Raw genomic sequence first — 15,293 nt, forward strand, 5'->3', positions numbered from 1 at the left:
TAAAATCGAGAGAATAAGTAATAAAAAAGGAACGATAAGCATGTTTGAAATTGAATTGAAATTCCAAATACCTGAAGAAAAGCAAGAAATGCTCATTAAAGCGTTTCAAAGAAAAGATACCAATATTCAGCACTTACAAGCCAAATACTATGATACGGCACAATTTATTTTGTCTGAGCATTCCATTTCGCTTCGTCAACGCCTTGAAGATGATCAAGAAAATCAGCAATGGGTACAAACCCTCAAACTTCCAACAGAACAAAGACTCAAACGTGCAGAATTTGAGGAAAATATCGGAAACGTGGAAACAGGATTAGATCTAAAAAATTATCTCAGCAATAAGCATATTGCTAAAAATATTAAACACTTATTAGAGCAACATAAAGACGGATTAGAAGTTCAGTTTCAAACAGACATCGAAAGAAAGCTCAGCTTATTTAAATTTCAAAATAGTGAAATTGAAGTCAGTTATGATCATGGTCATATCATCGCCCATCAACAGCGTCTCGCATTACGTGAATTAGAATTTGAACTGAAACAAGGTACTGTTCAAGATCTTATTTCTTTTATCTTACCTCGGATGAAACGCTATAACTTATGGCTTGATACCCGTAGCAAAGCACAGCAAGGTTTTCAGCTTGCACAAAATACTCCAGACAATCCCGTACAGTTGCAAACGCCACTTGTTCTTGATTCAAAGGATCATCCTGAGAATGCATTAAAAAAGATCGTGAATAATTGCTTATCGCATCTACTCCCCAACACTACAGCAATTGCATCTGGAAACTTTAATTCCAAACATATTCATCAGGCACGTGTGGCAATTCGTCGCTTAAGAAGTGCTTTAAAAACCTTTTCAAATTGGTCTTTGCATATCGATCCCACTTGGCAAACACAGTTAACCGAACTATTTAGACAACTCGGTTCGGCTCGTGATTTAGATATGATTCGAGAGGAGTTATTACCTCAGCTTGAAGCTGCTGGTGCGCCTAAGTTTAAACTTCCAGAACCACAAGATGTCGATTCGCAAAAATTAACTAAACTGTTTAGATCTTTTAATTTTAATTATTTAGTCCTATCCCTGATTCAATTTATTGCCCAAGAATCAAGTGAAAAATCTCAAATAGCTGTACATAAAGCAGCATTTAAAAAAGTTAGACAACTACATCGCAAAATTCAAACTGATGCAGAAAACTATTTAAATTTAGACATCGAAGCACGGCACCGTACTCGTAAAAACTTAAAGCGTTTGCGTTATAGTATTGAGTTTGTTGCATCATTATCGGATAAAAGCCAAGTCAAAAACTATTTAAAAGCCATTAAACCTGCTCAAGAAAGTTTAGGGCTCTACAATGACCTAATTGTTGCTGAAGATGTGTTAAAAAAATTGGTCAAAACAGAACCCCAAGTCTGGTTTGCTTTGGGCTGGATTGCCGCAGAACAGCAACGGCTTTTGTTGAAATCACAACAAGATTTGCTGCTGTTTGCCAAGACAGCAGTTTTAGAGTAATTATAGCTACAATCCTGCTCTTTAAACCGAGATGCTCCGATCACAGCAGACAAAAGCTTATAAGTTTTAAGCAGGATATGGAATCACGTTTTCAATGACTGAACGACTCAATGCCCTGAATCAGGATCGCTTCTTCAGCACAGCTAAATTTAATATTAAATTGCCCAAAACGCATCCCATAAATACGTGCATCATCATGCTGATAAGCTGGTCGAGGATCTAAAGCCAGTACCGACTCAAGTTCAGCGATATATTTTGGGTCCATGTCAGCTGTTTGAAGAAATTTACTTTTTAATTGCTGTGCATGCTCAGACCAAATAACCTGTTTACGAACAGGCTCATACTGGGCATAACCACTTTGCGCCGCATCCACAGCATCAGAATAATGAATATAAGGTTTAATATCGACAATCGGCGTACCATCTAAAAGGTCACTGCCTGTCACATATACACGAACTGCATTCCCCTCTTTTTTGACGGCTTTAAGTTGTACTACAGATAAACCGATCGGTGCTGGGCGATACATACTGCGTGTTGCAAATACACCGATTTTTTTATTTCCACCTAAACGCGGTGGCCTCACTTGAGGTCGGAACTTATCTTTATCTTGTTGATTTTTATTGTCATGAAACTGCCAGATCAACCATAAATGACTAAATTCTTCGATTCCTTCAAATGCTTCCAAGACATTATAGGGTGCATGCATTTCGATAAAAGACTCCACCTGAACCAGATTTGGTTGTCGAGGAATACCAAATTTTTCAACATAAGGAGAACGCATAATCCCAATAATCGGGAGACTTAACTCAGTCATAATCATTTTTTCTGATAAGTTCAATTAAATATATTCAGTTTATCGAGAATGATTTTAGATTAGAATAGCAGGCTGTTCTAATTTGATAATTTATTGAGACCTTTAATGGCTGCTTTCAACGTCGAAAAGATTACTCACGTACACCACTGGAATGACACTCTATTCAGTTTTAAGACCACACGTGATACTGCATTACGTTTTAAAAATGGTCAATTTGTGATGATTGGTCTTGAAGTCAATGGTAAGCCTTTAATGCGAGCATATTCTATTGCAAGCGCTAACTACGAAGAAGAATTAGAGTTTTTCTCAATTAAAGTGCCTGATGGTCCTTTAACTTCTATTTTGCAAAAAGTAAAAGTTGGTGATGAAATTCTAATTTCTAAAAAACCTACAGGTACTTTAGTGCTTGATGATTTGAATCCGGGTAAAAACTTATACCTTCTTTCATCGGGTACAGGGCTAGCACCATTCTTATCAACGATTCGCGATCCAGAAACCTATGAGCGTTTTGAGAAAGTTATCGTGGTACATGGTACACGCTTTATTTCTGAATTGGCTTACCAAGACCTGATTCTCAACGAACTTCCAAACAACGAGTTTTTTGAAGAGCTGGGTATTAAAGACAAATTGGTTTACTACCCTACTGTAACCCGTGAAGATTTCCATACCCAAGGTCGTGTAACCACTGCGATTGAATCTGGTGCCTTATTTGAAAAAATTGGCTTACCACGTTTTAACCCAGAAACTGACCGTGCAATGCTTTGTGGTAGCCCAGCATTCCTTGACGATGTTGTCGAGCTGCTTGACCAACACGGTCTGAAAGAATCCCCTAAAATGGGTGTTTTAGGCGACTACGTGATTGAACGCGCTTTTGTTGAAAAATAATTTATTTTTCAAGCAGCGTTAAATTGAAAACCGAGGTTGAATACCTCGGTTTTTTACGTTTAATGAATATAAATTAGTACAGCTTGATATCTCATTTTTATTGATCTTGTATCGTTATAAAAAAAGCCATACAAATGTATGGCTTTCCTTGAGTGATTCAATAATTTAAATCATCAATTTACATTTTTCTGAGCTTGACCATATTGGTCAGCCATCACTTCAACCAATTGATCAGGTTTAATATACTTCTTAATCACAGCATCCACATCAGTTTTGGTCAGTTGAGCAAACTCTTGATCTCTTAAAGCACGACTATCCATTTTCTTATTGCGTTCAAGCTGGCTGTTTAACATACGATGAATTACGCGCTCATCTTCTAAAGACGTCACACGTTGCTTCATGATATTGGCTTTAGCCGCTTCCAGCTCCTGACTGGTTACTCCTGTCGCGAGTAAGTCATTCAGCACTTTACGCACCACTTGCGATACTTCAGCAGATTTCCCTGCTGTGTAATTGGCTTCGATCGACAATGCACCCGCTTCATTAAAAGAATCCAAGTTTAATTGACTACCAAAACCATAAACCAACGCATTTTTTTCACGAAGCTCTTGTCCTAAACGTGAAGACAATTGCGAGTCACCCAAAATATAGCTAAAGACAATCAATGCTGCGGCATCTTTATTGTCCACACCTACAGGCAAGGTCTGCAAAGCTTGATAACTACCAAACTCACGTTGTTCTGAAAGGGCATGCACATTCTGCGCTTTATAAGTGGTAAATTCTGTTGATAGACGCTGATAAGGTTGTTTAGCTGACCAATTGCCAAATTGTTGCTCAAGTAACTTCTTGATTGGTTTTGCATCATACTGCCCAGTGATAGAAATAAAGGCATGATCCATTGCAAAGTATGTTTTATATAAATCGACAACTTGTTGGTTGGTTGCTGCTTGAATCTGTTTTTTCGCCAGTTCTGGTTCAAAATGATAACGTAAATCACCCGGCTGATAGGTTTCAAGTAAGCGTGCAATGGTTAAAGAGGATACTGTTTCAGGCTCAGTATATGGTCGATCCAAACTAGATAAACTTTGTAATTTAATTAAATCAAATTGCGATTGTTCAAATTTAGGGCTCTTCATCACCGACACGATATATTTAAAGAACTCTTCAAATTTTTCTTTTTTCGCTGAAATTTGAATAGTAATCCCGTTATCCGATGCAGTCGCAGTTGCTCCACCACTTGCTTCAATGGTTTTATCTGCAATGTTCTGTAAGCTATATTGCTCTGAAGCACGTAATAATAAATAAGCCGTAAAATCGAGGATTTGTGCCTTATTCATTAAAGATTCAGCTGTACCAAAGTTGACTTCAATGGTTGCATAGGTTTTATCATCACGTGTCGAGGTTGGGAATAAAGCATACTTCATCCCATTTTTTAAAGTGCCACGTTGAATCTTTTTCTCTGTCGCAGTTAAATACTGTTTCGATTTTTCAACATATTGAGCAACTTCAGCTTGATAAACACTGACATCTTTTAACGGTTCTACAGCAGCAGCTTGTTGATCTAAAGTTTTTGGTTTTTCAGCAGCTTGCTTTTGCTCCAAGGCCTTTTTCTGATCTTCAGGTGTCGGTTGAATATCACCATTAAAACGGTGCTGCTCAGTTAAAAATGCTTTTAAAGTTGCATTAGTTTCAGCTACGCTTAACTTTTGAATGGCCTGTTGATCTTTAAAATATTGTGCCCAATTGCCATGCGATGACACCACATAATCACTCAACATACCACCGACAGCAGCAGCACTGGTCAATAAACTTTCATTGGCATTCTGAATCAGATTTTTAACCCGTTTTAATTCAACATCATCAAAACTTTTATTTTTCTCTACACCGGCAATCAGCGCACTGTCAATTTTTTGAGCATCATGGTTTGGCGCATAAATCGCCCCCATAAACACCAAGTTAAAATCATCATCTAGCCATGTTGTCGACTGGACATTGGTCGCGACGCCAGTTTCAACCATACTTGAATATAGATGACCACTCGGTTGTAAGGTATATAAATATGGTGCAAGTGCTAATACTGGCTGAATTTTTTCATTCCTACCATTCATATAAATATTGAATTTGGCAAGATCACTGCCCTTTTTCACCACAAAATTACGATTTTTTATAGTTGAAGAATCAAGTAAAGGCACTGTTGCTTGTTGAGGAATCTTACGTGCAGCAATCGCACTAAAGTTTTTATCAATCGCTTTTAAAACTTCTGCTTTATCAAATTTACCTGCAATCACCATCACCGCATTATTCGGTGCATACCAGTCTTTATAGAATTTGTTCAATTCATTCATTTTAATTGACTGTAGTTCAGCAAGATCACCGATCGGTAAACGACCTAATGACTTATTGCCGTAGGCTGCTTTCCACATTTGATCCATCAGCACAGCAAAAGGCTGATCCATACGCACTTCGCGTTCACGCATCACAATATTGATTTCTGAAGGAACGAATTGTTCTTGAAGCACCAATTTGTCCATACGTTGTGACTCTAAATAAATCACTTCATTTAAGGTATTTTGGTCTGGACGTACAATATTGGTATATTTAGTCGAATAATAATCGGTACTGGCATTGGTCATTAACGTATATTGATCTAAACGGCGTTGAAATTCTTCGCCTTTTACATCTTGTGTGCCTTTAAACGCTAAATGTTCAAGTAAATGTGCAAGACCACCTTTGCCTTGTGGATCATTTAATGAACCAGTCAAATAAACCATATTCATAAAGACTTTACTTTCTTTATCATTCGGTGCAAGTAAAACTCTAAAGCCATTCTCTAGCTTATATTCTTCGATATTATGTTCAGATTTAACAAGGATGGCTTGAGCAAAACTAGACGCACTAAAACCAAGAATACAAAGCGACAAGGTGAGTTTTTTCAACTGCATGAGCATAGGAGAATCCAGAATTTTTTAAATTTTAAACAGTTATAAGCTAAACATCTTAAGAAATTCTGAACAAAATTTATAGTAAAGTTTTGAAAAAAGAGCCGTTTATTTCAACGGCTTTTGTAATGATTTGAACATGTCTAGCTTAAAATCAATTTAAATAAAAATCTCAGCTTGCATAAATAACTGTGCATAGCCTGAAATTTCGATACGTTGACTGTCCTGAATATCACAAAACAATTTTCCACCGCGCGCTGATGCTTGATAACCGATAAGTTGTGTTTTACCCAGCTTTTCAGCCCATAAAGGCGCTAAACCAGTATGCATTGAACCTGTTACAGGATCTTCATCTATCCCTTTATGCGGGGCAAAATAGCGAGCCACATAATCATAATCGTTTGAAGCTGCGGTAATGGTCACATTATAGCCTGCAGACTCCGCAGTTAATGCGGTACTCACATGATATTGTTCTGCAATTTTTCGGATATTGGGTAAGTTTGGTGTTGCATTTATCACGTCTTGTGCAGATTCACAAACTAGAATATAAGCTTGCGCATTGAGGTAGACTTCTTTAAAAGGCTGATCAATGACATGATTCAATAACTCAGGATAATCGATCACTCTTTGTGGCTGGCGAATCGGGAAATTCATCTGGATCTTTCCATCCTCAGCTTGCTGGATGATAAAAATACCCAAATCTTTAACATGAAAATGAATCGTCTTCGCTTGGCTATAGTCTTTAAATAAAACAAAAGCTGAAGCTAAGGTTGCATGTCCACAAAAATCGACTTCAACCTGTGGGGTAAACCAGCGAATTTGATAATTTTCATCATCAATGCGTTTTACAAAAGCAGTTTCTGCCAAATTATTTTCTAAGGCAATATTTTGCATCAAAGCATCATCCAGCCAGTCATCTAAGACCAATACAGCAGCAGGATTGCCCTTAAACAATTGTTGTGTAAAAGCATCAACTTGGTACATTTTCATTGTCAAAACTCCTCATTTTAATCTATTCTAAGTGATACTAAAAATGATTACAGATACAGTCTATGTTTTAAAATGGTTACAGTTAAAACTCTAGCTTGATCGTATTGACCATTCAAAATACACCTGTTTTATAGATTCATTTGAAGTTTATAACCTTTCCTAGATCAATAATTATGGAATAAGCACGATGAAAATAAGCATAAAACTCCGAAGCGTCGTTATAAGTAGCCTAATCCTATGTTCTCCACTGACTTTTGCAGCCGATACCATTTGGATTGCTGGAAGCACACATAAAGGGACAGTTACCGTACCGATAGAGAATGGCCCTAATGTGGTTTGGAAATGCGATGGTACTGTATGTCGGATGTCTGGTCCTTGGGGCAATCAACTTTCAATAGACTCATGTCAAAGTTTGGTCTCCCGAATTGGGAAAATCACCTTCTATAAAAATTCTGCTGGAAAAATTTGGACAAAAAATTCAAAAGAATTGGCTGAGTGCAACCAAGCAGCAAAGTAGAACATTTTAGCGCCAGCAGGCCATCATATTTATCAGAAATGTGATCGTGATAAACTGCTATTTATAGTCGTGAATACTTTGCCTTGTTTTAATGAATCAGCGTTTAATTAATATGCATTTAATGAATCAGAGTTTGACTGATAAACTTTAGTTGAAAAAAAACACCTAAATGTAATTTAGGTGTTTTTTATGGCATTTAAATAATATAGAAAAATAGGTTAACTATGTTTTAACTCTTCTCTCTCATCTGAAAGCAAAATGCTTTGATCTGTCTGCCCCATCAATTGACTGGTCACAACACCTGCAGTCATCGAACCATCAACATTTAACGCAGTACGCACCATATCAATCAAAGGTTCAATGGAAATCAGCAAAGCCACCAAAGTCACAGGTAAACCCATAATCGGTAAAACAATCAGTGCAGCAAAGGTTGCACCACCACCGACACCTGCAACGCCAATTGAACTTAAAGTCACCACGCAAGCTAAAGTTAAAATCCAGATCGGATCAAGTGGATTAATCCCCACTGTTGGGGCAACCATCACCGCAAGCATTGCTGGATATAAACCCGCACAACCATTTTGCCCAATCGTTGTACCAAATGAAGCAGAAAAGCTGGCAATAGACTCAGGCACACCCAAACGGCGAGTTTGTGCTTCAATATTTAATGGAATACTTGCCGCACTCGAACGGCTGGTAAAAGCAAAGGTTAATACAGGTAAAACCTTTTTAAAGAATCGGATTGGATTAACGCCTGTCAGCAGCAATACAATTGCATGTACTGCAAACATGATAGCTAGACCCAGATAAGAGGCAACCAAGAAACCACCGAGATTAACAATGTCAGCGGCTTTAGAACTTGCCACGACTTTCGTAATCAAGGCAAATACACCATAAGGTGTAAGTGTCATCACCAATCGAACTAACTTCATCACCCACGCTTGCAAAGTATCAATTGCAGTGACGATACGTTGGCCTTTTTCGGCATCATCTCTGATCAGGTTAAGCCCTGCCAAACCGAGCATCGTAGCAAAGATCACCACACTAATGATTGAGGTTGGATGTGCCCCAGTGAGTTCAGCAAATGGATTTGTCGGCAAAAAAGATAAAATAAAATCAGGTACATTTAAGTCTGTGACTTTACCAATATATTCAGATTGAATTGCTTCAAGACGAGCTGTTTCCTGTGTCCCCTGTACAAGACCAGCCGCACTTAATCCAAATAGATTGACCACAAACACGCCAACCAAAGCGGCAATAAACGTGGTGATTAATAATGTACCAATACTAAAAATACTAATCTTGCCTAATGAGGATGCATTATGTAACTTAATCACAGCACTCAGGATCGAGACCAGCACTAATGGCATCACCACCATTTGCAAAAGCTTAACATAACCATTTCCAACGATATTAAACCATTGAATAGACTCGGTTAAAATTTCAGAATTTGTACCATAAACCCAATGTAATCCTAGCCCAAATACCACACCTAAACATAAACCGGCAAACACTTTTTTAGCCAGACTCCAATCTGTCTTTCTGGTTTGCATCAGCAGTATGATCAAGGCAATGAATATGACAATATTCAAAATGAGCGTATAGTTCATTCGAGTTCCAATAGTTTTGATCGTTTTATTATAAGCTTATTGTGAAATATCCAATAGTCTTTAGCATTTTTTGATATTTAAGTGTTGTTTTCTCAACATGCACTATTAATAATAAAAACATCACTTTAGCGCACTCATGAATTTTTTGTATAAGCTTATACAAATAAAGACTAACACCCAGAATATAGGCCATCTCATGAATTCACACATCCAAACTGTTGAACTTTCTAAGGCTTATCGCCTATTAAATCACGGTCCAACCGTGCTTGTCTCAGCCCAGTATAAAAACGAAAAAAATGTCATGGCAGCAGCTTGGGCTTGTGCATTAGAACTTGTGCCTGCCAAAGTGAGTGTGGTTCTAGACAAAAGTACAAAAACTCGTGAATTAGTTGAAAAGTCAGGGCATTTCATCCTACAGGTACCGACACTCAAACAACTTAAACTGGTACAACAATTAGGCTCAATCAGTCAGTTTAATGACCCTGAAAAACTCTCACACTGCCATACGCCACTTTTCCAATTTGAGGGATTTCAGCTCCCTGCGGTTGAAGGCTGCGCTGCATGGTTGATCTGTGAACTGATTCCTGAACCGCATAATCAACAAAGCCATGATTTATTTATAGGCAAAGTCGTCGCTGCGTATGCGGATGATCGTGTATTTCGCAATGGCCACTGGTATTACCATGAAGTTGGCGCTGAATGGAAAAGCCTACATCATGTTGCAGGTGGACATTACTATACGATCGGAGACCCTGTAGATGCCAATCTATAGGCTTAATCCTTACGAAATTTGCTTGTCGATGGGCCAATCTGTTCTAAATCACGTTTAATTCATAATTGTTCAATGATCTAAACAGACTGAGCCCTTGATATTAATCATACCTATCGCAGAACAAGCTCCGATTTTACCAACTGGTTAGGTTATGTGAATAAGCCCTGATTATTCCCAAACTAAATACTGATTATTTATTGTCATTTTTTTAAATTCACCTTAAGGTGAATTAACGGAAAATGGATAATCTGCACAATGACCAGGATCGGATCGAATAAAATTCAGCTGAGTATTTTTCTATGTCTGTGTATGTGTTTAGGCATTGGCATTCTCCGATTTTCCTATACTGCATTATTGCCCTCTACCCGTCTTGCTTATCATTGGGACTCCAGTTTTGCCAGTATATTAAGCAGTGCAAATTTGTTGGGGTATTTAATTGGTGCATTTTGGGCAATGAAATTGCCTCAAAACTTTACCATGCCTCGATATATCATTTTGGCTGCATTTTCTGGAACGGTGAGTTTACTCAGTTGTGCTTTTTCAGGCCTTCCTGAAAGCTGGTATGTCTTTTGGCGTGTCATTTCTGGCATCAGTGGTGGCTTATTGATGATTCTAGCACCCAGTATCGTTGCACATTGCAGCAAAGCTGAAGAACGTTTAACCATCAACTTCATTGGCTTTAGTGGTATTGGCATCGGAGTATTATTGGCAACCCTGTTTTTGCCTTATCTCGACAGAATCAACACACAATCTGCATGGATGATTTTATTTGCATTCTCTGCTGTCATTTGTTTGATCATCGTTTATTTACTCAATCTATTTAAAGATCATCTAGATCATATCAGCGTAGCAAACAATCAGACGGGGACAGTCAATGGCATGTATTTTAGTTTGCTGATTGTTTATGCTTCTAGCGCTTTTGCCTATGTTCCCCACTCATTGTTTTGGATTGATTATCTTAAAAACACCCTACATCTTAATCTATATCTAATTAACTTGAATTGGATTTTGTATGGTTCAGGCAGTGCCTTAGGTGCAATCAGTGCTTACTTACTGGCACGAAAATTTGGAAATTTTACCGCATTAAAAATATTATATAGCCTGTATGTCTTGGCGATCTTTATTGCGATTTTTTCAACCCATCCAATCCTTACCTATACCTCATCCTTTTTTACAGGTTTGCTTAATCCTGCTGTGGTTTTCCTTACTTCATATACCATTTTACATCTTTATCATGTGGCCTATAAAAAACTATGGAGCATAGCAACATTAGCTTTTGCTGTAACTCAATTGGTTGGTGGAATCTGTTTTAGTAGCTTGCAACATTGGGGTGTTTCCTATCATCAGCAATTTATACTTGCCTCAGGTGTACTCGCTGTAGGTACAGCACAATTTTTTATCTATTCTATAACCCATCAAACACAACTGCATAAAAGCTAAAATAAATGATCATGTTGCGTGAATCATATTGCTATTAAAAACTTCTCCTCCCCTTCGAAAAAGATCAGGATGAGGGTGCTTTATCTTAATCTATGCTTTAAAAAAGGACAGATGAAAGAAGCCTAGTGCTTCGTTTTAGAATCGCGCCAATCTAAACACGCTAAGCTTTATCCACCGTAAAATAATCGGCTTTGCACAAAGAAATAATTTAAATATCAACCTCAAACACATAAGTTTTAGCTTTCACTTAAAGCACTTTTCTCACAGTTATTGACCATTTGGCATATAAATTGCTCTTTGTAATGCAGGGATGGCAAAGTCATAAAGGTTTTAAGATGAATACTGAAATTAAAAAAATTCAACCTGAAGATGAAGTTTTAAGTGCGGGAAAGAACCTGACATTTGGTTTACAGCATGTACTCACCATGTATGGTGGTCTGATTGCAGCACCTTTGGTCGTAGGTACGGCGATTGGTCTAAATGCAGCTGAAATTGCCTTATTAATTACAGCATCTATTCTTGTGGGTGGTTTGGCAACATTACTACAAACGCTTGGACTAAAGTGGTTTGGTGCAAAACTTCCAATTGTACAAGGCACTTCATTTGCTGCTGTCGCGAGCATGATCGCGATTGGTACAACTGGGGGAAATATTCAAACGATTTTCGGTGCGGTGATTGTCAGTTCTATTTTCGGGATATTGATTACCCCCTTTTTCTCAAAAATAGTACGTTTCTTTCCACCGATTGTGACGGGTTCAATTATTACCATTATTGGAATTTCACTTTTACCTGTTGCAATCCGCTGGATTATGGGCGGTAACCCTAAAGCACCCGAATGGGGCTCCCTAGAAAATATAGGGATTGCAGCCTTTACCCTCGGTGTACTACTTGTGGTGAGTCGCTTTGGTTCAGCTACAATGGCGCGCCTAGGCGTACTCATTTCAATTATTGTTGGTGCAATTTTTACCATCCTGCTTGGTGTTGCCGACTTTTCAAAAGTGGGCAATGGTGATTTATTTGCTTTCCCACATCTATTTGCTTTTGGTCTACCCAGCTTTGAAATGTCCGCGATCTTAACCATATGTATTGTGACCATCGTAATCCTTACTGAAACAACAGCCAGCCTTTTAGCGATTGGTGAAATTGTTGATACAAAAATGGATAGTCATCGTTTGGCAGATGGTTTAAGAGCAGACATGCTATCTTCTGCGATTGCGCCATTATTTGGTTCATTTATGCAATGTGCTTTTGTTCAAAACGTAGGACTGGTTGCCATTTCAGGTGTTAAAAGTCGTTTTGTCGTAGCAACAGGTGGTGCTATTTTAGTTGTACTGGGTTTATTACCGATTTTCGGACGCTTAATTGCTGCGATTCCGATGCCTGTTTTAGGTGGCGCAGGTATTGTTTTATTTGGTAGCGTTGCAGCAAGCGGTATTCGTACATTATCTAAAGTGGATTATCAAACCCAATCCAATCTTATCATTGTTGCTGTGTCGATCTGCGTCGGCTTAATTCCTTTAATCAGCCCTGATTTCTTTCATGCATTTCCCAAAGTATTCCAAACTTTATTTCATTCAGGAATAAGTGCGACATGTATAGCAGCAGTATTACTCAATATTTTCTTTAATCACCTTTCATTTGGTAAAAAAACTGTTGGATCTTCGGTCAAAAATGTACAAACGGCTATACATTGAGATAAAAAAAGCAGAGCTTTAATAAAAGCTCTGCTTTTTTAGATTGTTAAATTCGATAAATTGGTAAGCATCTAGCAAATAACCACTATTTCTATCTGACAACTACACGTTTTATTGTGTCTATTAAATTAATTTTAAACGACTATTATATAAAGATATTAATTATCCTTATACGCCGATTTTCTACGATCTATATAAGAATTAATTAAATATTTATTAATAATAAAATCTTCATATCCCCTTACATCTTTTATCTGCTCATCAATCATGACCAATGTATAACTATAAGGTGATTCTAAATATTTAATAAAAACGATAGGCGTATTTATTAATTGAGAATCATAGATATATGTAGAATCAAACCAACCTAAGCCATCTTCATAATCTTGAATAAATGGACTTCCCCACAGCTTACAAAATTCTTTGATGTCTAAATCAGTACAGATAATCGTTTGATCATTTCCACTTGGCCAAAATGATTCTGCCATATCAACATCCTATTTTTGACTATACATCTAACGGCAACTTTATCGCCAACATTTTTTACTCTAGGGTTCGGAGAAAACTATAAGGCTCTTCCATCCAATCCGCTCCATTTGGTTTTACAGGGGAATAGAATTCAAATCTACTTCTTAAGGTCTTCAATTAATACCAATAAGTCAGATTTTAATTGATCATAATCTACAGTCTTAGGTACCCTAAACAATGGATTGTTTATACGCTCAATAAACAAGGAACAATAGAGATCTCTTAATTGGTTGATTGAAAGTTTCTCTATCTCTAAAGGATTGATTAAAATTTTAAAAATTAAAGTAGTTTGAGTATTACCATCAATATCCTTTGATCTTTCTAAATTTTTCATTTGATTAAATCTGGCTAAATTTATTTCAACCTCCTCATAAATTCTAATAACCATGAAAAGAGCTAAAACAAAATTCCCGCCATAGGAGTTATTAGATAAAGCCTTCCAGTTTTTATCTTCAAAATAACGATTTAATTTATGAAGTTTTTCAAAATAAGGTTCTATTCCTGTTACGGATGTAGCACCAATCCTTATTCCCATTATGACACCTATTTATAAAATTGATTAATTTTATATTTTTTAAAAAATTAAGGTGAATTAAGATGTTAAACTGTCATTTTTTCAGGAATATTCCAGCTTTTCTTAGAAACGATAATTGAACAAGATTCCTGAAAATCAGTCCAGCTATACTCAACAACTAAATCATCATTAAAACATCTAAATGTAGCAACTGCATGATCTCCATAATATGGGCCAATATAGATTAATTTGGATTTATTTAGACAGCTAATATTAGCTTTTGGAATGTTTTCAAACGCTTTATGTAAATCATCCTGAATTGATATATCAGAACAGTTTCGCAAGACCATGTTTTTATTATTTATTTCTTCACCAAGATACAAAGCTTTGAAATACTTTTTGTATTTCAAGTATGTTTGAAAATTACCTTGTAAATCAAAAATAAAAAACAGCATTAACAATGAAAAAAAAGCTACGATATAACTCATTTTCTTCATATTTTCACCATATTTAAAATAAACAAATAATTTTTAAATAGGCAATAATCTTATCTAAAAAATACTACCTTTTTATAATAAATCTTTTCCATAAGTAAACTTTAAAAAATATACATTATACTTTACTATAATCTAGCTTTTATTTTACATAAACGCCAGAATCTTAATTTTAGGCCATCTCATCTAATGACTAGAAAAACGTTTGCCTGCATTATTTACCATACAAATCTTGCTCTACTCTTAAGTACATTCATCCAGTAATTATTGTTATTAACAAATAGCTCCTTAATTGGCCAATCAGGTGCTGTTTCTATTTTTTGTAATAAATTTTGTGTTAAACCAAAGTAATCATCCTCATCATTCCTTAATACCGAACACAAGCCTACCGCATCATCATTGCTTACTGGTAACTTTATCCCATCAATTAATGCTTGAATATGACCAATATACTCAATACTTTTTGGATCCTTCACCGCATCTTCGGACTTTGGAAATACGCCAAGTTTTATTAAATTTTCAACAGCAATTTGCATAACCAAACCTCTCATTATTTAATTATATTCTTAGTCAAAAGTATATTGAG

Annotated in this window: 14 protein-coding genes; 6 read left to right on the forward strand and 8 right to left on the reverse strand. The window is 36.7% G+C overall.

Annotated elements, in window-relative coordinates:
• The first annotated feature begins 40 nt into the window (after nt 1–40).
• Nucleotides 41–1,510 carry a CYTH and CHAD domain-containing protein gene (locus F981_RS12070; RefSeq protein ID WP_004721904.1) on the forward strand — a complete coding sequence of 490 codons (1,470 nt, stop codon included), beginning with the start codon at nt 41–43 and terminating at the stop codon, nt 1,508–1,510.
• Nucleotides 1,511–1,601: 91 nt separating this feature from the next.
• On the opposite strand, the gene tsaA is transcribed toward F981_RS12070, so the two are convergent.
• Entirely contained in the window at nt 1,602–2,330 is a 729-nt protein-coding gene (gene tsaA / locus F981_RS12075) for a tRNA (N6-threonylcarbamoyladenosine(37)-N6)-methyltransferase TrmO (protein ID WP_004721905.1), read from the reverse strand.
• Nucleotides 2,331–2,429: 99 nt separating this feature from the next.
• On the opposite strand from tsaA, the gene F981_RS12080 reads away from it, so the two are divergent.
• Nucleotides 2,430–3,209 (forward strand): ferredoxin--NADP reductase, encoded by a 780-nt coding sequence (locus F981_RS12080; protein WP_004721908.1) that lies wholly within the window; start codon nt 2,430–2,432, stop codon nt 3,207–3,209.
• Between the two features lie 173 nt (nt 3,210–3,382).
• Here F981_RS12080 and F981_RS12085 read toward each other — a convergent pair whose 3' ends face one another.
• Together F981_RS12085 and F981_RS12090 are read right to left on the reverse strand one after the other, a co-directional pair.
• Nucleotides 3,383–6,157, reverse strand: a complete 2,775-nt coding sequence (locus tag F981_RS12085; RefSeq protein ID WP_004721909.1) for a M16 family metallopeptidase — start codon at nt 6,155–6,157, stop codon at nt 3,383–3,385.
• A gap of 150 nt (nt 6,158–6,307) precedes the next feature.
• Nucleotides 6,308–7,138: a PhzF family phenazine biosynthesis protein gene (locus tag F981_RS12090; RefSeq protein ID WP_004721912.1), complete on the reverse strand. Its 831-nt coding sequence runs from the start codon at nt 7,136–7,138 to the stop codon at nt 6,308–6,310.
• A 187-nt stretch (nt 7,139–7,325) separates the two neighbouring features.
• On the opposite strand from F981_RS12090, the gene F981_RS12095 reads away from it, so the two are divergent.
• Entirely contained in the window at nt 7,326–7,655 is a 330-nt protein-coding gene (locus F981_RS12095) for a DUF8200 family protein (protein ID WP_004721915.1), read from the forward strand.
• A gap of 218 nt (nt 7,656–7,873) precedes the next feature.
• Here F981_RS12095 and F981_RS12100 read toward each other — a convergent pair whose 3' ends face one another.
• Nucleotides 7,874–9,265 (reverse strand): L-cystine transporter, encoded by a 1,392-nt coding sequence (locus F981_RS12100; RefSeq protein ID WP_004721917.1) that lies wholly within the window; start codon nt 9,263–9,265, stop codon nt 7,874–7,876.
• Nucleotides 9,266–9,461: 196 nt separating this feature from the next.
• Here F981_RS12100 and F981_RS12105 point away from each other — a divergent pair, with 196 nt between their 5' ends.
• From F981_RS12105 to F981_RS12115, 3 genes are all read left to right on the forward strand, one after another.
• Nucleotides 9,462–10,037, forward strand: a complete 576-nt coding sequence (locus tag F981_RS12105; protein WP_004721919.1) for a flavin reductase family protein — start codon at nt 9,462–9,464, stop codon at nt 10,035–10,037.
• A 255-nt stretch (nt 10,038–10,292) separates the two neighbouring features.
• Nucleotides 10,293–11,477: a YbfB/YjiJ family MFS transporter gene (locus F981_RS12110; protein ID WP_004721922.1), complete on the forward strand. Its 1,185-nt coding sequence runs from the start codon at nt 10,293–10,295 to the stop codon at nt 11,475–11,477.
• A 335-nt stretch (nt 11,478–11,812) separates the two neighbouring features.
• Nucleotides 11,813–13,171, forward strand: a complete 1,359-nt coding sequence (locus F981_RS12115) for a nucleobase:cation symporter-2 family protein (protein ID WP_004721923.1) — start codon at nt 11,813–11,815, stop codon at nt 13,169–13,171.
• Nucleotides 13,172–13,329: 158 nt separating this feature from the next.
• Here the strand turns inward: F981_RS12115 and F981_RS12120 are convergent, their stop codons facing one another.
• From F981_RS12120 to F981_RS12135, 4 genes are all read right to left on the reverse strand, one after another.
• A complete protein-coding gene (locus F981_RS12120; protein WP_004721926.1) occupies nt 13,330–13,659 on the reverse strand; it encodes a hypothetical protein in 330 nt (109 codons plus the stop codon).
• 137 nt (nt 13,660–13,796) lie between these two features.
• Nucleotides 13,797–14,234 (reverse strand): hypothetical protein, encoded by a 438-nt coding sequence (locus F981_RS12125; RefSeq protein WP_004721929.1) that lies wholly within the window; start codon nt 14,232–14,234, stop codon nt 13,797–13,799.
• 65 nt (nt 14,235–14,299) lie between these two features.
• Complete coding sequence (locus tag F981_RS12130; protein ID WP_004721930.1) at nt 14,300–14,710, reverse strand: hypothetical protein; 411 nt, start codon at nt 14,708–14,710, stop codon at nt 14,300–14,302.
• A 215-nt stretch (nt 14,711–14,925) separates the two neighbouring features.
• Nucleotides 14,926–15,243, reverse strand: a complete 318-nt coding sequence (locus F981_RS12135; protein ID WP_004721933.1) for a hypothetical protein — start codon at nt 15,241–15,243, stop codon at nt 14,926–14,928.
• Nucleotides 15,244–15,293: the final 50 nt, after the last annotated feature.

This window comes from Acinetobacter guillouiae CIP 63.46, assembly GCF_000368145.1.
Taxonomy (GTDB): domain Bacteria; phylum Pseudomonadota; class Gammaproteobacteria; order Pseudomonadales; family Moraxellaceae; genus Acinetobacter; species Acinetobacter guillouiae.